The organism is Cryptosporangium minutisporangium (assembly GCF_039536245.1).
GTDB lineage: Bacteria > Actinomycetota > Actinomycetes > Mycobacteriales > Cryptosporangiaceae > Cryptosporangium > Cryptosporangium minutisporangium.
In genome coordinates this window covers 93123-117818 of sequence record NZ_BAAAYN010000027.1, presented here as the reverse complement: position 1 = coordinate 117818, position 24696 = coordinate 93123, and the positions used below count along the sequence as shown (strand labels likewise).

Below are 24696 nucleotides of genomic sequence, written 5' to 3'. Positions count from 1 at the left end.
TCCCGAATCGCCGAACCCATCTCGTCGGTACCGGCGGCGGCTGCGGACACGTTCCGCGACACCTCCTCGGACGCCGCTGCCAGGACGCCCGTCTGTGCGGACGTCTCCTCCGCGTTGCCGGCGATCGCCGACGCGGAGGCTGACAGCTGCTGCGACGAGTCGGCGAGCGTCCGCGCGGACTCCGACAGCGCCGTCACGGTGCTCCGGATCGAGTCGGTGGCCCGGTTGACGGCCTGCGCCATCGCGCCGACCTCGTCACCGGCGTCGACCTGCGCCTGGCGGGTCAAGTCGCCGCTCGCGACGGCGTCCAAGACGTCGCGGACCCGGCCGAGCCGGCGTGCGATCGTCTGGCCGATCCACAGCGCGAGCGCGATCGCGACGATCAGGCCGCTGATCAGGACGGTCGCGATGAGTGTCCGAGCGCCGGACGCGGTATCCGCTGCCGAGGTGGCGGCGTCCTCCGCCTGCGACCGCTCCAGCGCGCGGAGCTCCGCGATCGCGCTGTTCATAGCGGTCTCGGCGTTGTTGAACGCGGGGACGATCGCCGCGCCGGTCGGCAGCGTGAACCCGGACGGCGGCGGATCGCCGAGGATGAACGTGTTCGCCAGGTTCTTGTAGTTCGTCCACGCCTCGTCGAACGTGTTGACCTGGTCCTTCCAGGTCTGCGACGGATCTTCGGTGGACGAGTAGGCCGCGAGCGCCTTGTCCAGGTCGGCTTGCGCCTCCTTGGTGGTCTGCTTGTGGGTCGCCTTCTCCGCGGCGGGGATGTTGGGGAGGTTGTAGAGGAAGAAGCCGCGGAACATCGCGGCGATCGCGCTCTCCATGTCCACCAAGTGGTTGAGCCGCGAGATGTTGGTCGACTTCACGGTCTGGACCTTGTCGTCCAACGCGCCCAGCCGGGACCAGGCGACCGCTCCGGTCACCACCGCGACCAGCGCCATAACCGCCACCGCGACCAGGATCTTCGGTCCGACTCCGAGGCCCGCGAAGCCACCGCGCCGTGGTGCCGTCACTGCTTGCGTCATCTCGTCGCCCCCGCGTCGGAGTGGCCGGCTACGACGAGCCGGCCGATGGATCCCTAGATGTCTCCATCGGCGGTGCGAAAAACGATCTGAGTTACGTCGCGTAACCGTTGAGAAACGCCTCGACGGCGGCCGCGACCGCGATCTCGGTCTCGTCGGCGCTCAAATGCCCGGCGGGACGGAGACCGCGCGGGTTCGCCTCCGCCGTAGCGAGCGCGACGAAATGCAGTACTGCCCGCCGGATGCTGGGCGCGGCGAGCAGCCCCTGATCGGCGAGGCGCTGGAGCCGACCGGCCACCGCCGCTTCGACCCGGAGCGGCCCGGCCTCCTGCCACGCCGCGAGCACCGGCGCGGGGAAGTGGGTCGACTCCGTGACGATCTGGCGAACCATCGCGAAGTGCTCCGGGTGGTCAACCGTGTGCCGGACCAACGCGTGCGCGATCCCGGTCAGCTCCGCGGGCACCGCGTCGGCCGATCCGGCGAACGGAACGGCGGCTACCTGCTCGACGAACGCGTCGGCGACCTCCGTGGCACTGGCCTCCAGCACCGAGGCGAACAGCTGTTCCTTACCGCGGAAGTGCTTGTAGAGCGTGCGGGTCGAGACGCACGCCTCGGTCGCGATCGCGTCGACGCTGGCCCGCGCGTACCCGTCGCGGCCGAACACGAGGCGCGCGCCCCGGACGATCGCAGCCCGCTTCTGGGGTTGCAGCCGTCCCAGCGGCGCGGTGGTCGGCGAGCTCATGCCGAAAGCCTAGACGACGGGGGACTCTGTAAAGTAAAACGAGTACTGTACAAATTCACCGAGGAGGAACCCCGATGGAATCCGACGCTCTGCGAGTCGCCGTCATCGCCGGCAGCACTCGGCCGGACCGCAAGTCGGGCGGGATCGCCCGCTGGGTACTGGAGCGTGCGGCTCCGCTGCCAGCCGAGTTCACGCTGGTGGACCTCGTCGACCACCCACTGCCGTTCCTGGACGAGCCGCTGCCGGCCATCTTCGAGAGCTACAGCCGGCCCCACACCCGCTCCTGGTCCGCCCTGATCGACTCGTTCGACGCCTACGTCTTCGTGGTTCCGGAGTACAACCGGTCGATCCCCGCGGTGCTCAAGAACGCGCTCGACTACCTGCACGCCGAGTGGCGGGACAAGGCGGCCGGGTTCGTCGGCTACGGCGCCGACGCCTTCGGTGCACGCGCGGTCGAACACCTGCGGTTGGTGATGGGGGAGCTGCAGGTCGCCGACGTACGGGCGCACGTGCTGCTCTCGGCGTCCACGGACTTCACCCCCGACGGCCGCCCGCGCCCGCCCGAGCACGCGGAGGCCCAGCTGGAGACGATGCTCGGCCAGGTGCTCGCCTGGGGCACCGCGCTGCGGGGCCTGCGGGTACCGACCGTGGCCCAGGTGGCGCGATGAGCGTCGCGGACGTCACCGCAGAGACTCAGCCGGACGCGCCGATCCCGGCACGGGTCTGGCGGCTGGCCGGCGTGATCGCGTCGGGTGCGTTCCTGAGCGGCCTGGACGCGTCGGTCGTCAACGTCGGGCTGGACACGATCGGTCGGGAGTTCGGAACGACGCTCGGCACGGCCCAGTGGGTGGCCACCGGCTACCTGATCGCGTTCGCAGCCTCGCTCCCGCTCTGCGCGTGGCTGGCGCGGCGGGTCGGTGCCGGACGCCTATGGCTGAGCTGCCTGGCGGCGTTCACCCTGGCGTCCGCGGCCTGTGCGTTCGCCCCCGACGCCGGATGGCTGATCGGGCTCCGGGTGGTGCAAGGGCTCGCCGCGGGGATGCTGATCCCGGCGGGGCAGACCATCCTCGGCCGAGCGGTCGGACCGCACCGCCTCGGCCGGGTCATGGCCACGCTCGGGATCGCGGTGACGCTCGCACCGACTCTCGGCCCGGTGATCGGCGGGTACCTGCTGCACGTCGGCTCGTGGCCGTGGCTGTTCCTGGTGAACATCCCGGTGGGGGTGGCCGCGCTCTGGCTCGGTCTGCGGCTGGTCCCGCGGGGAGAGCCGGCGGACGCCGGGCCGCTGGACTGGGTGGGGCTGATCCTGCTCAGCGCCGGGTTGCCGCTGGTGGTGTACGGGTGCACCCGATGGGGGGAGATCGGCGGCGTCGGCAGCGTCGGAGTGGCCGTTCCGCTGGCGGTCGGCGTCCTCGCGCTCGTCGCTTACGGTGTGCACGCTTCCCGGTCCGCCAGCCCGGTACTCGACCTGAGCCTGTTCCGTATCCGGGCGTACCGGGCCGCGACCAGCGCCGCGACGTTCGTGGGCGCTGCCCTGTTCGGCGCCGGGCTGCTCTACCCGCTCTACTTCCAGATCGGGCGCGGCGCGGACCCGCTGGAATCCGGGATCGCGCTGATCTCCCTGGGCATCGGCACGTCCCTGGCGCTTCCGTTCGTCGGTCGGCTGGTCGATCGGTTCGGCGGCGGCCTGGTCGGCCTGGTCGGGAGCGTCGCCACGGTCGTCACGACGCTCCCGTTCGCGGTGCTGGACGTGGACGCGTCGGAGTGGCTGGTCCAGGCGCTGCTGTTCGTCCGCGGCGCGGCACTGGCCTGTGCGACGGTGCCGGTCGTCACCGCGGCGTTCAAAGCCGTCACGCCCGACCAGCTCCCGGACGCGACGGCGCAGGTCAACATCCTCAACCGGGTCGGCGGAGCGCTCGGGGGCGCGCTGTTCGCGGTCGTGGTCGCCACGAGCCTGCCACGGGGCGCGGAAGCCGCCTTCCACGCGGCGTTCTGGTGGCTCACCGCCGCCTCGGTGCTCGGCACGGTCGCGGCCGCCTGGCTCGCCGTCGCCGAGCGCCCGCGCGCCACCGCGCCCGGGTAAGGCCGGTCAGTAGACGTCGCGGACGTAGCGCTTGTCGGCAGCGAGCTGCTTGACCCAGGCGGCGGCGTCGTCCGCGGACATCTTGCCGTGGGCCGCGACCACTTCGCGCAGGGCCAAGTCGACGTCTTTGGCCATCCGCGTGGCGTCGCCGCAGACGTAGAAGTGCGCGCCGTCGCGGAGCCACGCCCAGAGCTGGGCTCCGTGCTCGCGCATCCGGTCCTGGACGTAGACCTTGGCCCGCTGATCCCGGGAGAACGCGGTGTCCAGCCGGGCGAGCGTGCCGTCGGCCCGCAGCCGCCCCAGTTCGTCGGCGTAGTAGTGGTCGGTCGACTCCCGCGGCGCCCCGAAGAACAACCAGTTCGGCCCGGTGGCGCCGCGTGCGCGGCGGTCGTGCAGGAACCCGACGAACGGGGAGATGCCGGTGCCCGGCCCCACCATGATCGCCGGGGTCGCCCCGTCCGCGGGTGGCTTGAAATGCGTGGCCCGCTGCACGAACACCGGGACCGGGGCGTCCGGGCCGGCGTCGGCGAGGAACGTCGAGCAGACGCCCTTGCGCTCGCGCCCGGCCTCGTTGGCGAACCGGACCACGGACACGGTCGTGCGGATCGTGTCCGGGTCCACCAGCGGGCTGGACGAGATCGAGTACAGCCGGGGCTGGAGCTTGGGCAGCGCGTTCACCCACTCCTGCGCGGCCGCGCCGATGTCGAACGCCGCGAGGACGTCGGCGGCCTGCCGCCCCCAGGTCCACTGGGCCAGCTCACCCTTGTTCTCCGGCCGCAGCAGCTTGCCTAGCTCGCGGTCGTGTGTCCGGTCGAGGACGAACCGGAGCAGGCCGGGGGTGATCGCGGCGATCTCCAGGTGGTTCCGGAGTGCGGTGGCGAAGTCGACGCTGTTCGCGCTGTCGGCGCGGGGGAGGTCCACCGGCGTTCCGGGGTCGAGGCCGGTGAGCGTCAACCACTCGTCGACCAAGTCCGGGCAGTTCGTCGGCCAGATGCCGAGCGCGTCGCCGACCTCGTACCGCAGGCCGTCCGCCGCGAACGCGAACTCGCGCACCTCGCGGATCGCCCCCGGCCGGCTCAGCAGCCGGTTGCCGATCAGCCGTGCGGTCGCCGGCGCCGCCTTGCTCGGCCGTGTAGCGGTGGTGACCGGGCTCCACGTCGTCGAGACGCTGGACGGCTCGGGCGACGGCGGGGCGAGCGGGCCGAGGGACGCGCTCGCGGTGAGCGCGGTGAGCACCGAGGCGACCCAGGAATCCGCCGCCTCGTCGTAATCCGGCTCGCAGTCGACGCGCTCCACCAGCCGCTCCGCGCCCAGCTCCGCCAGNGGTGAGCGCGGTGAGCACCGAGGCGACCCAGGAATCCGCCGCCTCGTCGTAATCCGGCTCGCAGTCGACGCGCTCCACCAGCCGCTCCGCGCCCAGCTCCGCCAGCCGCTCGTCGAGCCGGCGTCCGTGCCCGCAGAAGTTGTCGTAACTGGAGTCGCCGAACGCCAACACCGCGTAGCGCAGCCCGTCCAGCCGCGGCGCGTCGTCGGCCACCAGCGCGTCCCAGAACGCCCCGCCGTTGTCGGGTGCGTCGCCATCGCCGTACGTGCTCGTGACGAAGAGAAGGTCCGTCGCCCGGCGCAGCAACGACGGCGAGCAATCGGCCATGCCGAACACGGTGACGCTCCGGCCGCTCTCCGAGAGCTCGGTCGACAGTCGGCCGGCCACCGCGAGTGCGAACTCCTCGGCGTTACCGGTCTGCGACGCCCAGAGCACCATCAGCTCCCGGGACGGCGCGGGAGGCTCGGCGAGCGCCACTCCGCTCCGGGAGTACGCCCCGGCCAGCGCCCCGTTGATCCAGAGTGCGTTGTCCGGTGCGAACGGCGCCCCGGACGGCAGCACCGGAATGCTCTCCCCGGACGGCGGCGACGTCCGCAGGCCGGTGACGAAACCGGCCAGGTACCGCCGCTCGGCCTCGGACAGCGCCGGCGGTACCACCGCACCCAGCCCGAAGACGTCGGTCAGCCCGTCGATGATGCCCAGCGGCCGGACGTCCGACTCGAACGCAGGAACCGGAGCCGGTGCACGCACGGATCCGACCACCGTGAGCGCGACCGCACAGACCTTGAACTCGGGCTGGAACGAGATCGGGTCGACGGCGTCGTTCGTTACCGCGTTGATGCTCAGGTACTCCCCGAACACGTCGTTCCAGTGGAACGGCGCGAAACAGGTGCCGGGCAGCACCCGGTCGGTGACGACGGCCGGCAGCACCGCCCGTCCACGGCGGGACGCGACCTCGATCCGGTCGCCGTCGGAGATGCCGAGCGGAGCGGCGTCGTCCGGGTGGATCTCGACGAACGGCTCCGGGTTGAGCTTGGTGAGCGTCCCGATCTTCCCGGTCTTGGTCAGCGTGTGCCAGTGGTGCGGCAGCCTCCCGGTGTTGAGGACGAACGGGTAGTCGTCGTCGGGTAGCTCCGCCGGGGGTAGGTGCGGACGCGGGAAGAACACCGCCTTGCCGCTGGCGGTGGCGAATCGGAGCTCGGACTCGCTGCGGTACCGGATCGGGTGCCGGTCGTTCCGGTCGTCCGGGGGAGCCGGCCACTGCACCGGGCCGTTCCGCAGTCGCGGGTAGTCCACCCCGCGCAGGTCGTAGCCGGTCTGTGGGTTCCAGAACGCGGTGAGCTCGTCGAACACCTCCTCGGCGGACGCGTAGTCGAACGCGTCGCCGAACCCCATCTCGGTCGCGATCCGGGCGATCAGCTGCCAGTCCGCCAGCGCCTCGCCGGGCGCGTCGACGGCCTGCCGGGCGAGCGTCAGGTTGCGCTCGGAGTTCACCATCACGCCGTCGGACTCGGCCCACATCGCGGCCGGCAGCACCACGTCGGCGTAGGCGTTCGTCTCGGTGTCGGCGAACGCGTCCTGGGTGACGACGAACTCCGCGGCTTCCAGGCCCTCGATCACCGTCCGGCGGTTGGCGACCGACGCGACCGGATTGGTGCAGATGATCCAGCAGGCCTTCACCTCGCCCGCCGCCATCCGGCGGAACAGGTCGACGGTGCCGGTGCCGACCTCGGTCGGGATCGTATCGGCCGGGAGGTTCCACCGCTTCTCGACGAACCGCCGGTCGGCCTCGGCGAGCACCGACCGCTGGCCGGGCAGCCCGGGGCCCATGTAGCCCATCTCCCGGCCGCCCATCGCGTTCGGCTGTCCGGTCAGCGAGAACGGTCCGGCGCCAGGACGGCAGATCGCCCCGGTGGCCAGGTGCAGGTTGACCAGCGCGTTCGTGTTCCAGGTGCCGTGCGTGCTCTGGTTGAGGCCCATCGTCCAGCAGCTCATCCAGCGGTTTCCGGCGCTCTTGATCAGCCGGGCGGCTTCGCGCAGCGAAGCTTCGGGGATGCCGGTGATCTCGGCGACCCGGGCCGGTGGGTAGTCGCGCAGCAGCGCGGGCATCGCCTCCCAGCCCTCGGTGGAGTTCGCGATGAACTCGTTGTCCAGGCTCCCGGACTCGGCCAGCAGGTGCAGCAGGCCGTTCAGCAGCGCCAAGTCGGTACCGGGCTTGACCTGCAGGAACAGGTCCGCCTTCGCGGCGGTTGCGGTCCGCCGGGGGTCGACGACGATCAGCTTGGCGCCGGCCTTCATCCGGTCGAGCAAACGCAGGAACAGGATCGGGTGGCAGTCGGCCAGGTTCGAGCCGATCACCAGGAACACGTCGGCCTCGTCCAGGTCGGCGTAGGACCCGGGCGGTCCGTCGGCGCCGAGCGAGAGCTTGTAGCCGCTCGCGGCGCTGGCCATGCAGAGGCGTGAGTTCGACTCGATCTGGTTGGTGCGCAGGTAGCCCTTGGCCAGCTTGGTCGCCAGGTACTGGGCCTCCAGCGTCATCTGGCCGGAGACGTAGAGCGCGATCGCGTCCGGCCCGTGCTCGTCGAGGATGGCCTTCAGCCGCTGGGCGGTGGCGCTGATCGCCTCGTCGACGCCGGTCGGTGCCAGCTCGGCGTTCCGGTCGTGCCGGGCCAGCGCGGTGGATAGCCGACCGTCTGCGGCCAGCAGCTCCGCGCTGGTCGAGCCCTTGGTGCAGAGCCTCCCCCGGTTCGCTGGATGGCTCTTGTCGCCGGACGCCTTGAGCGCGCGCCGCCGCCCGTCGGCGTCCACGACGACGTCCAGCACCAGGCCGCAGCCGACGCCGCAGTACGAGCACACGGTCTTGACGCGGTCGATGAGCTCGGCCGTCACCAGCACCCTCCCAGAACGGTACGTCCGTACCGAGGATGCGAAGCAGCGGTTTCATCGACGTGACGCGGGCGGCGTAGACCTGGTTACACCTCCCGCACGGTGCCCCAGGAGCCTCGTGCGTTCGCCAGCGTCTGCCAAACCACGTCGCGGGCGAGGGGCAGCTCGGTGAACCGGACGCCGGTCGCGTCGCGGATCGCGTTCGCCAGCGCCGGGGCCACCGGGTTGAACGGGCTCTCGCTCATCGACTTGGCGCCGAGCGGACCGATCGGGTCGTGCACGTTTTCGACAAAATGGACCTCGGTGCGCGGCACGTCGGCGAACGTCGGCAGGTGGTAGGTCCGGAACGTCGGGTTCGCCACCGCACCGTCGGCGTCCACCCGGACGTTCTCGAACAGCGTCGCACCGAGCGCCTGCGCGATCCCACCCTCGATCTGGCCACGGCACTGCATCGGGTTGAGGACCCTGCCCGCATCGGCGGCGTGGACGCTACGCAGGATCCGGATCTCCCCGGTACCGGGGTCGACCGCGACCCGGAACCAGTGAGCGTTGAACGCGACGGATCGAGGCGTGCCGTCGAAGTGGCCGTCGGCGGTGAGCGGGGCGCTCGCCGTGCCGGCGATCTCTTTGAGCGTCAACCGCATCGATCCGCACACCACCGCGTCGGGCTCCAGCCGGCAGGCGGTGACCGGTAGGCCGCTCCGGGCGGCCGCAGTCGCCAGCAGCGCGGTGCGCAGGTTGTTCGCGGCCGCCAGCACCGCGTTGCCGGTCACGGTGGTCCCGGTGGAGCCGAACGCGCCGGTGTCGTGCCCGACCAGGTCGGTGTCGGACTGCCGGATCGTCACCCGGTCCGTGCTCGTCCCCAGGACCTCCGCGACGATCTGCTGGTGCACGGTCGTGCTGCCGTTGCCGAACTCCGCGGTGCCCACCGCCAGGTCGTAGCGGCCGTCCGGCAGCAGCGTCACCGTGGCGTCGGCGTAGTGCCCGTTCGGCGGCGTGGTCGCGATCATCGCGATCGCGGAGCCGTCGCCGACGAGCCAGCCGTCCGGTGCCGGTCCCGGGTCGCGCCGGGCTGCATCCAGCACCGCCAGGCACTGGTCGAGGCCGTAGCTGGCCACGCTGATGTCGGCCTCCTGCCCGGCGGGCGTGACCAGCGAATCGCCGGCCCGGATCGCGTTGCGTGCCCGGAACTGCACCGGGTCGAGGTCGAGCCGGCGAGCCAGCTCGTCCATCGCCGACTCGACCGCGAACAGCACCTGCCCGAGGCCGTAGCCGCGGAACGCGCCGGACGGCACGGTGTTCGTGTAGACCGCGTAGCCCTCGACCTTCTTGTTCGGGCAGCGGTACACGGCCATCGACTCGCCGCACGCGTGGAACAGCACGCCGGGACCGTGGTTGCCGTAGGCGCCGGTGTTCGACACCACCCGCAGGTCCATCGCGGTGAGCATCCCGTCCTTCCGGGCGCCCAGCCGGATGGAGACCGTGAACGGATGCCGGGTGGTGGCCGCTTCGAACTGCTCGGAGCGGGTGTACTCGTACTTGACCGGACGGTTGGTTCGCAGGGCCGCGAGCACCACCAGGTCCTCGGCCAGCATCTCCTGCTTGCCGCCGAAGCCGCCGCCGACCCGTCCGGTGAGCACCCGCACCCGGTCCAGCGGTAGGTCGAACAGTGCGCACAGTGCCCGGCGGGTCAGGAACGGCACCTGGCTGCTCGACCGGACGACGAGCCGCCCGGCGTCGTCGAACCAGGCCACCGAGCCGTGGGTCTCCAGGCTCGCGTGCTGCACCCGCTGGGTGCTGAACGTGCCCGAGTACACCTCGTCGGCGTCGGCCAGTCCCGCCGCGACGTCGCCGATCTCGCCGTGGACCTCGCCCGCGACGTTGTCCTGGGCGCGGGCGATGCCGTCGCCCGGCCCCTTGTCCGCGTGCAGGACCGGTGCTCCCGGCTGCAACGCCTCGTCCGCGTCGAGAACCGCCGGGCGGACGTCGTACTCGACGACGATCCGGCGGCAGGCCTCCTCCGCGGCACCTTCCGACTCGGCGACCACCGCGGCGACCCGCTGGCCACGGAACCGCACGACGTCGTCGAGAACCCGGGTGTCCTGCGGGTCGTCCTGAACGCGCTCGTGGCGACCGGTGGAGAACCGCTTCGCCGGGGCGTCTTCGTGGGTGAGGACGGCGTGCACTCCCGGGACGTTTCGCGCGGCGTCCGTGTCGATGCGGATGATCCGCGCGTGCGCGTGCGGCGACCGCAGGACCTTGAGGTGCAGCAGGCCGGGAACGTCGACGTCGAACGTGTACCGGGCTTTTCCGGTCACGACATCGGGGCCGGCCGGCGCGGGCGCGTTGCCACCCGTCGCTGCGGCGTCCTCGGTGTGCTGGACGCCGTGCACCGCGTCGGCGATGGCGCGGTAGCCGGTGCAGCGGCAGAGGTTGCCCTTGAACGCGCGGGGCAGATCGGTGAGCTGCTGCTCGTCCAGCGCGGCCGTCGTCATCACGAAGCCCGCGGTGCAGAAGCCGCACTGGAAGCCCTGCGCGTCCAGGAAGCGCTGTTGCACGTCGTGCAGCCGGTGGTCACCGGCGAGCCCCTCGACGGTGGTGACGGTGCGGCCCTGTGCCCGGACGGCCGGGTACACGCAGCTGTGCACCGGAATCCCGTCGACGTGAACCGTGCAGGCGCCGCAGTCGCCCGCGTCGCACCCCTTCTTGACACCGAAGTGGCCCAGGTCGCGCAGGTGCGTGCGCAGGCACTGGCCGGGCCGGGGCAACTCGTCGAAGGACGCGCCGTTGATTGTGACGCTCATGGGCGGGCCTCCAGCTCGTCCCGGATCTCCGCCGCGAACGTCTCGGTGAGGTGCCGTCGCCAGGCCGGGAGCCCGTGGACGTCGTCCATCCACAGGTCACCGGGGATCGCGTCGTCGACCGCCGCCCGGACCTCGGCCGCGCGCGGGAAGCGGGCGAACCGCAGCTGCACGGGCCGGCGGGTGGAGGCCGTGATCGTGAGGACGAACGCCTCGCTGCCCGCATCGATCCGTCCGACGACCAGAGCGGCCGAGCGGCCGAGCGCGTGCAGCGAGCCCTGCCGGAACGCGGACCGCCCGGTCAGCGCGGTGGCGGGCAGGAAGATCGCGCGGAGGTACTCGCTCCCGTGCAGTGCGGTGACGCCGTCGTCGACGACGAAGTCGGTCACCGCGACCCGGCGGCGGGTTCCGTCCAGCGACTCGAGCGTGCACCAGCCGTCGAGGGCCGCGGTGAGCGACGTCATCGGGCCGGCCGGCAGCGCGGTGCACAGGTTGCCGCCGACCGTGGCGACGTTCTGGATCTTGAAGCTCGCGAGGAACGCGTCGCAGCACTGCCGGATCAGCGGGTCGCAGACCGGCCACTGCGGTGCCGCGAACCCGGCCAGCTCAGCGATCGTGCAGGTCGCGGCGATCTCCAGGCCGTCGGAGCCGACGGTCAGCGCGGGCCAGCCGAGCGTGGTGAGGTCGCGCAGGCGGGACAGGTGCGGCTGCGGCTCGGAGAACAGGAACGTGCCGCCGGCCAGCCAGGCATCGCCGGAACGCCAGGCGCCGGCCTCGGCCGCGCCGGTCACCTCGTCGATCGTGTGCAGGTCCACGAACGCACCTGTTTCGTCGTAGGAACACCCGCTCTCCAGCGGCCGGTCCGGCGTCGTCGCCGAGTCGGGTGGAGTCGGCGGCCCCGGTGGTCGGCGGGCCCAAGGGACCTCGTCGAGAACCGTTGCGGTGGCGGCCGCGGCTCCGTGACGCTGCGCTGCCCCGACGCCGGGCAGCCGCGTCGCGGGGTACCGCAGCGTGTGGTGCCGCGGTGCCGGGCTCGCCTCCGTCTCACCGGACACCGAGGCCCCGCGCTGCGGTCAGCTGTTCCGGTGTCTCCGCTGATCATCCCACCACTGGGGGCGGAGCCAGGGCTACTGGCGTTCTCTCCAAACGCGTCCCCGTGGCGCTCGACGTCGCTGGTCGATCCCACAAGGCCACGGTCACCTGCGGTGATCGGCGCCGCACCACGTTGGAGGAATCCTCCAACGTGCGGCACGTGACGTTCGTCGCGAACTGCGCTGGAAGGCGCCGTAACAGTGTAATTAGCGTGCTGACTGTTGTTTCAGACAGGAGGCTCATGTCCACGCTCAGCGTCACCCGGTCCCCGCGCGTCCTGGCCGACGTACTCCCCGGCGGTTTCGTCCGGGACGCCGCCCTCGTCGGTGGCTCGGCGCTCTTCGTCGGGCTCTTCGCGCAGATCGCGATTCCGCTGTCCTTCACTCCCGTGCCGCTCACCGGGCAGACGTTCGCGGTGCTGCTCTCGGTCGCGGCGCTCGGCCCGGCTCGGGGCATCCTCGGCATGCTGGTCTACGCCCTGGTCGGTATGGCGGGCGTGCCGTGGTTCGCGGAGCAGGCCTCCGGCTGGACGAGGCCGTCGTTCGGGTTCGTCCTCGGGTTCATCCTGGCCGCGGCCGTGGTCGGCGCGCTGGCCCGCCGTGGGGCCGACCGGACCCCGCTGCGCACGATTCCCCTCATGATCGCGGGCAACCTGGCGATCTACGGGATCGGTGTGCCGTGGCTGATGGTGTCGCTGGACGTCAGCTTCACGAAAGCCGTCGACCTGGGCCTCACCCCGTTCCTGATCGGGGACGCGATCAAGATCGCGCTCGCGGCGGTGCTGCTGCCGGGAGCGTGGGCGTTGGTCAAGCGCGCGGACCGCGACTGACGGGTCCCTCGTGCTGCCCGCCCCGGCGCTGCGATGGCGCGTGCCGGGGCGGGCTGTCTTCCGCCCCGCGCAGGCGGAGGCTGCCGTCGGCGAGGGGCGGAAGGCGTGTCGGCGGGGTGGTTGTCGCCGTTTCCGGGTGCGCGCCGAGGTGGTTGTCGCACACTCCGTGCCATAGTCCGGAATGCACGACATTCACTACGAGGGCCGCCCGGAAAGCGCGACAACCACCCGCGCTTTGCCCGGATTTCGCGACAACCACTGCCTGCGCCGCCCGGCAAGGGCGACAACGATCCCGTGCTGCGCCCGGCAAGGGCGACAACGATCCCGTGCTGCGCCCGGCAAGGGCGACAACGATCCCGTGCTGCGCCCGGCAAGGGCGACAACGATCCCGTGCTGCGCCCGGCAAGGGCGACAACGATCCCGTGCTGCGCCCGGCAAGGGCGACAACGATCCCGTGCTGCGCCCGGCAAGGGCGACAACGATCCCGTGCTGCGCCCGGCAAGGGCGACAACGATCCCGTGCTGCGCCCGGCAAGGGCGACAACGATCCCGTGCTGCGCCCGGCAAGGGCGACAACGATCCCGTGCTGCGCCCGGCAAGGGCGACAACGATCCCGTGCTGCGCCCGGCAAGGGCGACAACGATCCCGTGCTGCGCCCGGCAAGGGCGACAACGATCCCGTGCTGCGCCCGGCAAGGGCGACAACGATCCCGTGCTGCGCCCGGCAAGGGCGACAACGATCCCGTGCTGCGCCCGGCAAGGGCGACAACGATCCCGTGCTGCGCCCGGCAAGGGCGACAACGATCCCGTGCTGCGCCCGGCAAGGGCGACAGCGGTCCCGTGCTGCGCCCGGCAAGGGCGACAGCCACCAGCGGCACCACCCGGCGAGGGCGGGCCTAGGATCGGGCCGTGACCGAGACGCTCGCTCCCGAGATCGACAGCCGGGATCCGGCGTCGTTCCCGTGGAGCGTCTTCCACCACCGCCACCCCGTGCTCATCGAGCGGGTCGCGAACGCGCTGCCCCGCCCGTCCGCGCAGCGCGACGCGCTCGACGCCCTGCTCGTCGAGTCGACGTCCGGTGTCGTCACCGCCCCCGACGTGGAGTCGCTCCGGCACGAGCCGTGGCCCTGGTGGCGCCCGGAGTACCGCGGGGTGCCGTGGGGCGAGACGCCGTTCCTCTGGGCGGAGAGCTACTTCTACCGGCGGATCCTCGACGCGGTCGACTACTTCGTTCCGGGGCCGTGGCGCGGGATCGACCCGTACGCCCCGACGAAAGCCGCCGAGCTGGCCGGCCACCCCGTCGACGAGGAGTTGGCCGCGCTCGACGACCTGGCGACCCGGCCGCTCGACGAGCAGTGGGACGCGCTGGTCCGCTCGTCGCTCTGGGGTAATCGGGCCGATCTGAGCTTCCAGGCCGGCCCGTCGGCGGGCACCGGCGTCGGCGGCGTGATCGCGGACCAGACGCCCGCGTTCCGCGCGCTCCTGCACGACCGGCCGGCCGGTGCGGTGCACCTGATCGCAGACAACGCCGGCCGGGAACTCCTGCCGGACCTGATCCTGCTCGACCACCTGCTCGACGCCGGTCTCGCGACCAGCGTGGTCCTGCACGTGAAACCGCACCCCTACTACGTTTCGGACGCCACCCCGGCGGACGTGTTGGCGGCGATCGCGCGGCTCGGGGCAGCCGAGGGGCGCGCCAGTGCGGTCGGGGAGCGGCTCGCCGGGTTCGTCCGCGCCGGGCGACTCGAACTGCGGGCACACGAGTTCTTCTGCGGCCCGCTTCCGTACCAGGCGATGCCGGCGGATCTGCGCGCCCAGTTCGCCGAGGCCGCTCTGACGATCTCGAAGGGCGACCTGAACTACCGGCGGCTGGTCGGCGACCGGCTCTGGCACCCCACCGCACCGTTCGCCGAGCTGACCGCGCACTTCCCCGGCCCGGTGGTGGCGCTGCGGACGCTGAAGTGCGACGTCGCGGTGGGGCTCAGCGCTGCGACGGTGGAGGCGCTGGACGCCACCGGGAAGGCCTGGCGCACCACCGGCGAGTACGCGGTCGTCCACGTTCGGGCGTAGTCAGCGATCCAGCCACCGAGGCGGGCTGCTGCCCCAGGGAACCGGGCCGGTGGCCCAGTCGGGTGCGCCGCCGTCGAGGCGGAACGGCGGCACCGCGTGCCGCACGACGCCGTACGGACCCGGTAGGTCCGCCAGCCACGGCTCGGGGTCGTCGTTCGTCGCCTCCGGACCGTCGACGCGGCTCCGCGGCGCGGCGATCAGCCAGGCGGCGGTCCGGGCCAGCGACGCACCGATCGTGCTCCCGCCCGCACCACCGGCGCGCCGGGTGAGCGCCCGCAGGATCGCGGCCGCCAACAGGTAGCCGGTGGCGTGATCGAGCGCCTGGGCAGGGAGCACCCCCGGCTGCGCGGCCCCGGTCGGAGTAGACGAGCCGGTGAGCGCTGCGATGCCGGAGGCCGCCTGCACCAGGCTGTCGAAGCCGCGGCGGGCACGCCACGGCCCGGCGTCGCCCCACGCGGTCAGGCTCGTTACGACCAGGTTCGGACGCGCGGCCTGCAGCTGCGCGGCATCGAGCCCGAACGGATCCAACGCCCCCGCGCGGTACCCGGTGACGACGACGTCCGCCCCGGCCAGGAGGTCGTCGAGCGTTTCGCGTCCGGTGGGGGAGCGCAGGTCGAGAAGCGTGGATCGCTTGCCGAGGCCGGTGTCGAGGTGCGCGGCGAGCAGCTCCGGAAGGTGCGGGGAGTCGACGCGCAGCACGTCCGCGCCGAGATAGGCCAGCGTGCGGGTGGCCACCGGCCCGGCGATCACCCGGGTCAGGTCGAGCACGCGCACCCCGGCCGCGGGCAGCGCCGCGCCGGGCACGAGGCCAGGCGCCCCGCCTCCTCCGGCGGTGTCCACTGCGACGAGCGGCTGGGCCGACGCCGCGCGTCCGGGTGCGGACTCCGCCCACTCCACCGGGGTCCGCACCGCCACCGCGAGCCCGCCGGCCGCGGTCACCGCGTCCTCCGCGGCGAGTGCTGACCGCTCGGCCAACCGTGCCGCGACCGCGTCCCGGTCCGCTCCGGCAGCGAGTTCGAGCGCGGTCAGCAGCCGTTCCTCGTGGTGCGGGTAGTTCGCGTGCAGACGCACCCAGCCGTCTTGCGTCCGGAAGAAGCCGGAGAGCGGAGCCCAACCGCCCACCGCCACCCCGTCGTGGCGCAGGTGGCGTTCGCTGGTGAACGCGGTCGCGACGGCGCGCCGGTCGACCGTGCAGTCCCGGACCGGTCCGCCTCGGACCGCGAGCAGCTCCGCGGCGGCGAGGCCGGCCACGGCGACGCTCGCCACCGCCAGGTCGGTGACCGGGAGCGGCGACGGCAGCGTGCCCGGCGGGCCGGTGACGCGCAGCCGGGACAGCTGCGACGGCGGTCCGTCCAGGGTGGTCCAGAACTGTGCGACGGCCCGGCTCTCCACACCCCGACGGTATCCCGGCCTCAGACGTGCAGTGCCCGCCGTGGCTCGCGGCGCAGCACGCAGAACTCGTTGTCCTCGGGGTCGGCGAGCACGACGAACGGCTCGGACCCGGTCTGCCCGACGTCGATCCGGCGGGCGCCGAGCCGCTCCAACCGGGCGACCTCGCTGTCCACGTCGTCGGCGGTGACCAGGTCGGGGTGGAAGCGGTTCTTGCCGACCTTGTCCTCGCCGGAGTTCTGCAGCCACAGCGTCGGCGCGGTGGGCTCGGCGTCGGACGGCGGGTAGAGCTTCGCCGAGCCGTCGTCGCCTTTGTCCATCTCGTAGCCGAGCGCCTGCGACCAGAACTCGGCCATGACGCCGACGTCCCGGACGTCGAGCGTCCACTGCGCGAAGCGGCTGACCATCACGACCTCCTCGGTGTCTCCGATGGCCTCCGGAATTCCCCCGACCGCCGCGGACGACACCCGTCACGTGCGTGCGGCGCCCTCCGCCCGCAGGTGGTACCGCGTGATCAGCGACTTCGCCGTGGCCCGCACGCCGGGCAGGATCTGCAGGCCGTCCTCGCCAGGGCAGGCCGTGAGGCTGGTCTCCCGATGTGGAGCGATCGCCGGCACCCGCACGCTCGTCCGCGCCCGGTACCGGGTGGACGGGCCGCCGGTGAGGCGCTGCACCGACGTCGGGTCCACGCCGTTGGTGCCGAGCTTGAACGCGGCGAAGCGGGTGACCGCCTCCCGGGCTGCCCTGCTGACCTGCTCGTCGGCGTGGTCGCCGATCAGTGCGACGCCCGAGGTGCCGGTGTTGAACCCACCGGCGTGGATGCCGACGACTGCGCGGTCCAACCCGCCGGCCCGGCCCTCCCAGATCCGTCCGAACTTGTCGACGAGCGCGTTGTAGCCGATGTCGCCGTAACGCTCGGTGACCGACATGTAGTAGTAGATCGACCGGATGATGCGCGGGACATCGCGGGCCTCGTAGTCGTTCGTCGTTGCGGTGTGGTGCAGGATGACCGCCTTGACGCCGGGCGCGTACCGCGGTGCGCGCCGCAGATGGGCCGGGCTGGCGCCCCAGGCCGTCCGGCCGTAGATCCGGACGATGCCGTTGCCGTAGCTCGTGGGTTGTCGTCCGGCGGCGGGTAGTCCGGCGAACAGCCCGGTGCCGATGCTCAGGTTCGCCGTGTCGATCGACGCCGTGCCCGGGTCGATCAGGTCGACGGTGACATCGGTGGGCTGCGGTCCGCTGATGCTGGTCAGCACGAGGTCCAGCGTGTCGGCGTCGCCGGTCCAGAGCACTCCGGGCCCGACACGCTTCAAGCGGTTCCGGCCGGGGTGGTACGCGGCGGTCGTCCAATCCGACCAGGCCGTTCCCTTCCGGCTCCGGGTGCGGACCGCGACGCTCACCTCGCCGAGCCGCGGATCCCGGCGCCAGCTGACGCCGACCGCGGCGAACCGCACGCCGGTGCTCGTCGCCCGCAGGACGCGTGGCGCACCGTCCCGGGCGAGCGGATGGTCGTCGGCGAGCGGCACACCCGGAGGCTGGGCCCGCAGCGACAGGGCCCCGTTCTTCGGTGTGGCGGGGGTGCCCAGGACGAGCCGTCGGGCGACCCGCACCTCGCCGTCGGCGTCGCTCGGTCCGGCGTCGCTCGGTCCGGCGTCCGAGCCGGTCGCCGACCTCGGTGCCGCGCCCGTCGGTGGCCGCTCGGCGCTCTCCGCGGCGGCTTCGCGGCCCGGCAGCAGTACACCGCCGGCCAGCGCGGCCACCGTCAGCACGCCGCCGGCCAGCATCGCCGGGCGTTTCCTCCTGGACTCAGCCATGACCTCACGCCCCCGCGTCGAGGAACAGGAGAGGGCGTCGCCTCGGCGCCCTTGCTCAGCCCGTCGGCATCGGCGCCGACATCATGAGCGAGACTCCGGTTCTGCGGGGCGTTGATCGGTTCAGGAGCGCTACTCGGACGGCTCGACCGACGACGGGTCCGGCCGGACGACCTCGACGTCGGTCAGCTGGGTGAGCCCGCACACCGTCAGCAGGTACTCGTTGAGCGGTGCGATGCGGATCTCGATCCGGTCCGCGTAGGTGAAGAGCACGGCGAGTGCGGCGCTGTCGAGGTACTCGACGCCGGTCAGGTCGACCAGCAGACGCGGGCCCGGTTGGAGCGCCGCGCCGAGCTCCTCCTTGAAGTAGGCAGCGTTGCCGAGGTCGATCTCCCCGGTCACGGTCAGCTGCCTCTTGCCGTCCGCGAGGCGGTCGGTGGTGATCTGCAGCGGGCTGGTCATGATGTGATCCTCGTGGCCATCTCGACGGTGGTACCGGTGGCACCGAAATTCAGGGTCACCCGGGACATCAGCGCCCGGATGAGGTTGAGCCCGTGCCCTCGGTACGGGCTCGCCGTGGTCGGTTCGTCCCGCCAGCTGCCGCTGTCGGACACAGTGACCTCCAGGTCCTCTCCGATCGCCCGGGCCGCCAACCGGATCCGCCCTGGCCAGTCGCGGTAGCCGTGCTCGACCGCGTTGGCGCACGCCTCGCCGGCCGCGACGAGCACGTTCTGCGTCGTGGTGCTGCCGATACCGGCGCGGCGCAGCCAGTCGCGCAGGGCGGCCCGCACCGGCGCGAGCTCCTTCGGGTCGGCATCGAACGACAGGTCGAGCGGCGCCGGATGCCGGTAGAGGAGCAGGGCGACGTCGTCGCTGGCGCCGTTCCGTCCGGTCATCCGCTCCATGATCTGCTCGGCGAGCTCTTCGACGGGTAGCCCGCGGTGCTCCCGCAACGTGTCGGCGGCCCGCTGGATACCCGCGTCGATCGACACCCTGCGACGCTCGACGAGCCCATCGGTGTAGAGCAGGACAACCGAGCGGGCGGGCAGCGTCGTGGTGACCTCCTCGCGCGGCTCCGTACGCCGTAGGCCCAGCGGTATTCCGCGCCCGGCGTCGAGCAGCTGCGTGCGGCCGTCCGCGAGGACGACGACGCCGGGCGGGTGGCCGGCGCTGCTGTAGACGAGGAGGCCGCTCTCGGCGTCGAGAATGCCGCAGAAGGCCGTCGTGCAGCGGGCGCCGGGCAGCAGCGCCGCGAACCGGTCGAGCGCCGTCAACACCTCGGCCGGGCCGGTGGCCTGCAGCAGCAGGGCGCGGCCGGCGCTGCGGAGCTGTCCCATCACGGTGGCGGCGGCCAGCCCTCGGCCGACGCAGTCGCCGACCATGATGCCGATCCGGCCGTCGGGAAGGTCGACCGCGTCGTACCAGTCACCGCCGACCTCCAACGGCCGGCCCGCCGGTTGGTAGCGGACGGCGAATCCGGCGGGCAGCACGGCCGGGCCGAGGATCGACCGCTGCAGCGCGACGGCGACCTCTCGCTGCTGATCGAACGCGTAGGCCCGGTGCAGCGCCTGGGCCAGCGACCCGCACAGCAGCAACAGCAGCGTCTGGTCCTCGGTGCTGAAGCCCCGGACCGGGTCGAGGACCAGCCACACCGCGACCGGCCCGAGCGCGGAGTCGATCGTCGTCCCGACGCCGATCGAGCGACCGTCGGCGTTCTCGATCCGGATCGTCGCCGGACCGGCGTTCCGCAGCTCGTCGAGTGTTTCCGGCGGCTCGGGTGACCCCGCCGGATCGGCGGCCGCGACGGTGCCGCCACGGGCGAACGCGGCCGTGGCGTGCCACTGCCGACGCAGCTGCTCGATGCCGGTCTGCAGCACCTCCGGCACGCTTCTGGCGACCGCCAAGCGTTCGTTCATCGCGTTGAGTGCGGTGTCGCGTTGGGCCGCGTGCCGCTCGGCGGTGACATCGCGGATCGTGCCGACGACCATCCGGGCACCGCGGTCGTCGTCCAAGGAGCTGATCGACACGGCGGCCCAGAGCCGGTGGCCGTTCCGGTGCTGCAGCGGGACCACCAGGTCTCCGGACGGACCGTCCACCACCCGCCGATACGCCTCGACCACCAGCTGGTGGCCCGACGGGTCGGCCTGCGGATCCGGCCACCACGGCTGGGGCGCCCGGTACGGGAGGCCGTCGGCCGGGTAGCCGAGGATCTCGGCGAACGCCGAGTTGATCTCGACGACGGTGCCGTCGGCGTCCGCGACGAAGAACCCCTCCTGCAGCGAGTCGATCAGCGCGGCACGCCAGCGGGCGTGGTGATACCGCGAGCGCGCCAGGTCGACGTTCGCGCGCGCCCGGGCCAGCAACTCCTGCGCGGCGAAGGGTTTGACCAGGTAGTCGTCGGCACCGACGGTCAGGCCCTCCACCGCGGCCTCCTGACCGGCGCGGGCCGACAACAGGATGATCGGGGTGTCGGCGGTGCGCGGATCGGTTCGGAGTGCGGTGACCAGCTCCAGGCCGTCCAAGCCCGGCATCATCACGTCGCTGATGATCAGCTCCGGTGGGTTGCTGCGGGCTGCGGCGAGCGCGGCCGCACCGTCGACGACCGTCGTCACGTCGTACTGGCTGCTCAACAGGCGCCGCAGGTAGGCGCGCATGTCGGCGTTGTCGTCGGCGATCAGGATCCGGGCCGGCGGCTGGTCCGATCGGCTCCTCGACCGGGCCATCGGCCCTTCGTCGAGTTCGGAAGCGACGTCGGGCAGCCAGCGCAACGCTTCCTCGACGAACGGCTCGGCCGCGCCGGTGGGTTGGTCGCTGTCGGTGCCTGGAACGATCTGGTCGGCGGGGAGGTGCGCGGAGCCGAAGGGCAGCCGGATCGTGAACGTCGTGCCGACATCCGGCTCGCTCTCCGCCTCGATGCTGCCGCCGTGCAGCTGGACGAGTTCCTGCACGAGCGCGAGGCCGATGCCGCTGCCCTCGTTCGACCGGGACCGCGCCGTCGGAATGCGGTGGAACCGCTCGAACAGCCGCGGTATCTCCGCCGGGGGCACGCCGATCCCGGTGTCGGCGATCCGGATGACGGCGCCGTCCGCGTCGTTCGGGCCGTCCGCGCCGAGGGAGTCCCGGGCGACCGATACCCGGATCGTTCCGTCGAACGTGAACTTGAGCGCGTTGCTGAGGAGATTGAGGACGATTTTCTCCCACATCCCGCGATCGAGGTAGACCGGTTGGTCGAGGACCGAACAGTCGACGTCGAAGGCGAGCCCGGCCCGCTCCACGGCCGCGCGGAACACGCTGGCGAGCTCCGTGGTGAACAGCGCCAGGTCGGTCGGCTCGTAGCGGGCCTGCATCCGCCCGGCCTCGATCCGGGAGAAGTCCAGGAGCGTGTTGACGAGCTTGGTCAGCCGCAGGCTGTTGCGGTGGATCATCTCCACGTCGTCCCGGGCCCGCTGGTCCTCCGGAGGCAGCCGGTCGCGCAGGTCCTGGAGCGGGCCGGCGATCAGGGTCAGCGGAGTCCGGAACTCGTGGCTGATGTTGGAGAAGAACGCGGTCTTCGCGCGGTCGAGCTCGGCGAGGTCCTCGGCGCGCCGCTGCTGGGCCTGGTAGCTGCGGGCGCTCGCGATACCGGCGGCCACGTGGGTCGCGGTCAGCTCGACGAACCCGTGGTAGCCCTCGTCGTAGGGCCGGTAGCGGTTGAGGGCCGCGACCAGGAACCCGTGGGGCGCGCTGCCCTGCTGTAGCAGCGGCACGAGCAGGGCGTGCGTGGGAGGCTCCGGCCAGTCGCCGCCGGGGAGTCCGCCCGGCGCACGACCGTCAAGCTCGACCAGCACCCACTCCTGCCGGGAGAGGGCCGCGGCCGGCCACACCTCGTCCGAACCGTCGATCCGCAGCGTCTCCGGCGCCGCCGGGTGGCCGGCCGCGATCCCCGACGCCGCGGCCAGCTCGGCGCGGCCGTCGTCGGTGAACAGGTAGATCAGCGTGAACGGCAGGTCCCGGAGATTCCCGGCGAACTGCTGGGTGGCGAAGGTCAGCGTCTCCTTCTCGGTGCGGACGACGCTCGGATCGGAGCCGAGGTCCCGCAGCGTGGCCATCCGCCGGGCGCCGATGACCCGCTCGGTGTCCTCGCTGACCACGCAGAGAAAGCCGGCCAGCGCCCCGTTGTCGTCGTGCAGCGGGCTGTAGGAGAACGTGTGGTAGCTCTCCTCGCGGAAGCCGGAGCGCTCCAGGAACAGCAGCAGCGCCTCGTCCCAGGTCGCCTTACCGGTGGCGAGGACGGAGTCGATGCGCGGACCGATGTCGTTCCAGATCTCCGCCCACACCTCGCTGGCCGGCCGGCCCAGCGCCCACGGGTACTTTCGGCCCAGCGTGTCCCGTCGATAGGCGGCGTTGCAGAAGAACGTCAGCTCCGGGCCCCACGCCATCCACATCGGGAACCGCGACGAGAGCAGGATGCTCACCGCGGTGCGCAGGCTCTGCGGCCATCCGGTCGGGGGTCCGAGCGGGGTCGCCGACCAGTCGACGGCTGCCAAGTCGCTGCCGACCTCCTGGTCGGCCGCGAAGACGTCGGGGCCAGAGGTGGAGGACGACCTGTCGCCGCCGTTCATCGTCTCGGTTTCCCCTCGTCACGGACGTGATTCGGTCGACGACCCGAGCCGACGAATCGCGATCACGCTATCCGCTCCGGAGACTGCGCGCCTCTTGGCGACTGCGGGGCGCGTGCCCGCTGGGCCGACTGTCTCGCGGCCAGAGAAGCCCGAAAGATCGGGTGTACAGTCACAACACTGGAGGATCTTCGCGCGCAGCGACCAGGTCTGCGGCTCCCTCGGCGAATCACTGACCGGCTCCGGCCGGATCGGATGGTGTCATGGCCGCGGACGAGGAACGGATCCGTCTGACGCTGAATGCCGAACGTGCCGGGGACGGCGTCCTCGACGGGGCGTGGTGGCCGCGCACCCGCAATCCGCTGGTCGAGTTTCCGCTGCTGGTGGCGGAACTGGCGGCGGCCGTCGGCGCGGTGACGCGGATTTCGCTCAGCGGCACGGGCTGGCTCACGACGCCCCGTACGGTGCCGTTCGACCAGAGCCGGATCGAGATCTGCTGGTTCAGTCCGATCGACAGCCACGAGGTCGTCGTCCTGGCCAACAACGCCATCGAGCTCGACCTGCTCCTGGTTCCGCCCGCCACCGCACCGATCGCCGCACTGGCCGCGATGACCGCGGCGACTCGTGGCCACAGTGCCGCGCGAGGCTCCGAGCTTCTCGCCACCCACGGGGTTCCGGCCGGGACGCGTCGCGGCATCGTCGAGTGAGCTGACGAACCCCGGCCACGATCGGGTAGCCGGGGTTCGGTCTCGCGGGCGTGAGCGTCAGGACTTGAACATGTCCTTGATCTTCTCGCCCGCCTGCTTGACGTTGGCGCCGGCCTGGTCGCCCTGGCCTTCGGCTTCCAAGTCCTTGTCACCGGTTGCCTTGCCGGCGCCTTCCTTGACCTTGCCGCTGACCTCTTCGGCCTTGTTGCTGATCTTGTCGTCGGCGCCCATCGCATTTGTCCTCTCGTCCGCCCGGCCGCCGTGCGTGGCGTCGGACGTACGGGGAGATACCCGGCTCATCAGGCCGCAACCGCCAGGCGCGGTCCAGAATTCAGCGACGCGAAGAAAGTCACGTCCGATCCCATTTTCCGTGGTCAGAAAGGGCTACTCTGGAGGTACCGAGGTCATTTCGAGCGTTGGCATTCGCGTCGGCGTCGCCCTGGGCGAACCGCAATCACCGGGCATCCGCCGGGGACAGGCCGCAGTCATGGCTACCACCGTTCGTTCCACCGCCTCCGAGGCGCGACTCCACCTCGACCCGAAACTGTCCGGCAGGGGAATGCTCGACGGCGGTTGGTGGCCGTACTCCACCGACCCGCTCGCCGAGCTACCGGCCTTGATCACCGCGTTGGACGCGCGCGTCGGCACCGTTTACCGGATCGTCCTCAATGAAAAACACTGGCAGAGCACGCCTCGCCGGATCACGGTCTCCGGGCACACCGTCCGGCTCGGATGGCACGGCCCCACCGACGTCCACGAGATCAGTGTCTCCGGCGCCGGCCGCGATCGTCTCGACCTCCTCGTCGTCCCGCCGGACACGAGCGAGGCGTCCGCGGAGGCTGCCATGGCAGTTGCCGCGCGTGGTAGCAACAGCTCGCACGGAACTTCCATTCTCGACGAGGCGGGCGTCGGGGGGACGGTTCGGAGCGCGTCATGACGAACGTGTCGGAACACGAGACAGCGCAGACCGTCACGCCGCTCCGGCGGCGTCCTGGGCGTTTGACGGTCGCTATCGGCGACCGCGCTCCGCGAGCCCGTCCCGGCGCCGGAGCCGGCGGAACCGTGCGGGCACTCACCGGAGCGTTGGCGCCGCACTTGTCCACGGCCGACCCCGAGCTGCACGATCTGGCCGCCACCTTGCTCTCGGCCCAGCAGGCCTACGCCGCCGGAGCGACCGTTGCTCCGAGCGCCGATGGCGACCGGGTCTGCCAGCAGTACTTCGAGGCGGCGCGCGACTACTGCACCGCTCTGGAACGTCGGGGCCTGGCGCCGCCACCCGGTCTGCTCGAGGCTGAGCACTGGCTTGCGGAGCGTGCCGACCGCTGAGAACGACCGGGCCGGCCG

The 24696-nt window shown here is 72.0% G+C and carries 17 protein-coding genes and 1 pseudogene; 7 read left to right on the top strand and 11 right to left on the bottom strand.

Annotation, left to right across the window (positions count from 1 at the left end):
• Positions 1–1025, bottom strand: a 1025-nt coding sequence (locus tag ABEB28_RS21825; protein ID WP_345730022.1) for an MCP four helix bundle domain-containing protein, incomplete at its 3' end; no start/stop codon positions are given.
• A 91-nt stretch (positions 1026–1116) separates the two neighbouring features.
• Positions 1117–1764 (bottom strand): TetR/AcrR family transcriptional regulator, encoded by a 648-nt coding sequence (locus ABEB28_RS21820; protein WP_345730021.1) that lies wholly within the window; start codon positions 1762–1764, stop codon positions 1117–1119.
• Positions 1765–1838: 74 nt separating this feature from the next.
• Between ABEB28_RS21820 and ABEB28_RS21815 the strand changes: the two genes are divergently transcribed.
• A complete protein-coding gene (locus tag ABEB28_RS21815) occupies positions 1839–2432 on the top strand; it encodes an NADPH-dependent FMN reductase (protein ID WP_345730020.1) in 594 nt (197 codons plus the stop codon).
• On the top strand, positions 2429–3847 hold the full coding sequence (locus ABEB28_RS21810; RefSeq protein WP_345730019.1) for an MDR family MFS transporter: 1419 nt from the start codon (positions 2429–2431) through the stop codon (positions 3845–3847). Before ABEB28_RS21815 ends, ABEB28_RS21810 begins: the two co-directional genes overlap by 4 nt.
• A gap of 6 nt (positions 3848–3853) precedes the next feature.
• Here ABEB28_RS21810 and ABEB28_RS21800 read toward each other — a convergent pair.
• The 3 genes and pseudogenes from ABEB28_RS21800 to ABEB28_RS21790 all read right to left on the bottom strand — a co-directional run bounded on the left by ABEB28_RS21800 (position 3854) and on the right by ABEB28_RS21790 (position 11913).
• Positions 3854–7997: pseudogene (locus tag ABEB28_RS21800) on the bottom strand (bifunctional nitrate reductase/sulfite reductase flavoprotein subunit alpha).
• A 146-nt stretch (positions 7998–8143) separates the two neighbouring features.
• Positions 8144–10861, bottom strand: coding sequence for a molybdopterin-dependent oxidoreductase (locus tag ABEB28_RS21795; protein ID WP_345730017.1), 2718 nt, complete (start codon positions 10859–10861; stop codon positions 8144–8146).
• Positions 10858–11913 (bottom strand): FAD binding domain-containing protein, encoded by a 1056-nt coding sequence (locus ABEB28_RS21790; protein ID WP_345730016.1) that lies wholly within the window; start codon positions 11911–11913, stop codon positions 10858–10860. The genes ABEB28_RS21795 and ABEB28_RS21790 overlap by 4 nt, the downstream gene beginning before the upstream one ends.
• Positions 11914–12191: 278 nt before the next feature.
• Here ABEB28_RS21790 and ABEB28_RS21785 point away from each other — a divergent pair, with 278 nt between their 5' ends.
• Together ABEB28_RS21785 and ABEB28_RS21780 are read left to right on the top strand one after the other, a co-directional pair.
• Entirely contained in the window at positions 12192–12779 is a 588-nt protein-coding gene (locus tag ABEB28_RS21785) for a biotin transporter BioY (RefSeq protein ID WP_345730015.1), read from the top strand.
• A gap of 907 nt (positions 12780–13686) precedes the next feature.
• The gene (locus ABEB28_RS21780; RefSeq protein ID WP_345730014.1) at positions 13687–14847 is read left to right on the top strand and encodes a damage-control phosphatase ARMT1 family protein; all 1161 of its coding nucleotides are present in this window, start codon (positions 13687–13689) and stop codon (positions 14845–14847) included.
• Here ABEB28_RS21780 and ABEB28_RS21775 read toward each other — a convergent pair whose 3' ends face one another.
• The 5 genes from ABEB28_RS21775 to ABEB28_RS21755 all read right to left on the bottom strand — a co-directional run bounded on the left by ABEB28_RS21775 (position 14848) and on the right by ABEB28_RS21755 (position 22648).
• Positions 14848–16239, bottom strand: coding sequence for a CoA transferase (locus ABEB28_RS21775; protein ID WP_345730013.1), 1392 nt, complete (start codon positions 16237–16239; stop codon positions 14848–14850).
• Positions 16240–16259: 20 nt separating this feature from the next.
• Positions 16260–16643, bottom strand: coding sequence for a VOC family protein (locus ABEB28_RS21770; RefSeq protein ID WP_345730012.1), 384 nt, complete (start codon positions 16641–16643; stop codon positions 16260–16262).
• A gap of 63 nt (positions 16644–16706) precedes the next feature.
• Positions 16707–18050 (bottom strand): N-acetylmuramoyl-L-alanine amidase, encoded by a 1344-nt coding sequence (locus ABEB28_RS21765; RefSeq protein WP_345730011.1) that lies wholly within the window; start codon positions 18048–18050, stop codon positions 16707–16709.
• Between the two features lie 129 nt (positions 18051–18179).
• On the bottom strand, positions 18180–18509 hold the full coding sequence (locus ABEB28_RS21760) for an STAS domain-containing protein (RefSeq protein WP_345730010.1): 330 nt from the start codon (positions 18507–18509) through the stop codon (positions 18180–18182).
• Complete coding sequence (locus tag ABEB28_RS21755) at positions 18506–22648, bottom strand: SpoIIE family protein phosphatase (protein WP_345730009.1); 4143 nt, start codon at positions 22646–22648, stop codon at positions 18506–18508. Before ABEB28_RS21755 ends, ABEB28_RS21760 begins: the two co-directional genes overlap by 4 nt.
• Before the next feature lie 260 nt (positions 22649–22908).
• On the opposite strand from ABEB28_RS21755, the gene ABEB28_RS21750 reads away from it, so the two are divergent.
• Complete coding sequence (locus ABEB28_RS21750; RefSeq protein ID WP_345730008.1) at positions 22909–23352, top strand: DUF5994 family protein; 444 nt, start codon at positions 22909–22911, stop codon at positions 23350–23352.
• 57 nt (positions 23353–23409) lie between these two features.
• On the opposite strand, the gene ABEB28_RS21745 is transcribed toward ABEB28_RS21750, so the two are convergent.
• Positions 23410–23583, bottom strand: a complete 174-nt coding sequence (locus tag ABEB28_RS21745) for a CsbD family protein (RefSeq protein ID WP_345730007.1) — start codon at positions 23581–23583, stop codon at positions 23410–23412.
• A 256-nt stretch (positions 23584–23839) separates the two neighbouring features.
• Here ABEB28_RS21745 and ABEB28_RS21740 point away from each other — a divergent pair, with 256 nt between their 5' ends.
• Complete coding sequence (locus ABEB28_RS21740) at positions 23840–24289, top strand: DUF5994 family protein (protein ID WP_345730006.1); 450 nt, start codon at positions 23840–23842, stop codon at positions 24287–24289.
• Positions 24286–24678 (top strand): hypothetical protein, encoded by a 393-nt coding sequence (locus ABEB28_RS21735; protein WP_345730005.1) that lies wholly within the window; start codon positions 24286–24288, stop codon positions 24676–24678. The genes ABEB28_RS21740 and ABEB28_RS21735 overlap by 4 nt, the downstream gene beginning before the upstream one ends.
• Positions 24679–24696: the final 18 nt, after the last annotated feature.

Coding starts and splice junctions, on each gene's coding strand:
- ABEB28_RS21820 (WP_345730021.1), bottom strand. CDS start 1,764: ATGAGCTCGCCGACCACCGCGCCGCTGGGACGGCTGCAACCCCAGAAG.
- ABEB28_RS21815 (WP_345730020.1), top strand. CDS start 1,839: ATGGAATCCGACGCTCTGCGAGTCGCCGTCATCGCCGGCAGCACTCGG.
- ABEB28_RS21810 (WP_345730019.1), top strand. CDS start 2,429: ATGAGCGTCGCGGACGTCACCGCAGAGACTCAGCCGGACGCGCCGATC.
- ABEB28_RS21795 (WP_345730017.1), bottom strand. CDS start 10,861: ATGAGCGTCACAATCAACGGCGCGTCCTTCGACGAGTTGCCCCGGCCC.
- ABEB28_RS21785 (WP_345730015.1), top strand. CDS start 12,192: ATGTCCACGCTCAGCGTCACCCGGTCCCCGCGCGTCCTGGCCGACGTA.
- ABEB28_RS21770 (WP_345730012.1), bottom strand. CDS start 16,643: ATGGTCAGCCGCTTCGCGCAGTGGACGCTCGACGTCCGGGACGTCGGC.
- ABEB28_RS21765 (WP_345730011.1), bottom strand. CDS start 18,050: ATGGCTGAGTCCAGGAGGAAACGCCCGGCGATGCTGGCCGGCGGCGTG.
- ABEB28_RS21760 (WP_345730010.1), bottom strand. CDS start 18,509: ATGACCAGCCCGCTGCAGATCACCACCGACCGCCTCGCGGACGGCAAG.
- ABEB28_RS21755 (WP_345730009.1), bottom strand. CDS start 22,648: ATGAACGGCGGCGACAGGTCGTCCTCCACCTCTGGCCCCGACGTCTTC.
- ABEB28_RS21750 (WP_345730008.1), top strand. CDS start 22,909: ATGGCCGCGGACGAGGAACGGATCCGTCTGACGCTGAATGCCGAACGT.
- ABEB28_RS21745 (WP_345730007.1), bottom strand. CDS start 23,583: ATGGGCGCCGACGACAAGATCAGCAACAAGGCCGAAGAGGTCAGCGGC.
- ABEB28_RS21740 (WP_345730006.1), top strand. CDS start 23,840: ATGGCTACCACCGTTCGTTCCACCGCCTCCGAGGCGCGACTCCACCTC.
- ABEB28_RS21735 (WP_345730005.1), top strand. CDS start 24,286: ATGACGAACGTGTCGGAACACGAGACAGCGCAGACCGTCACGCCGCTC.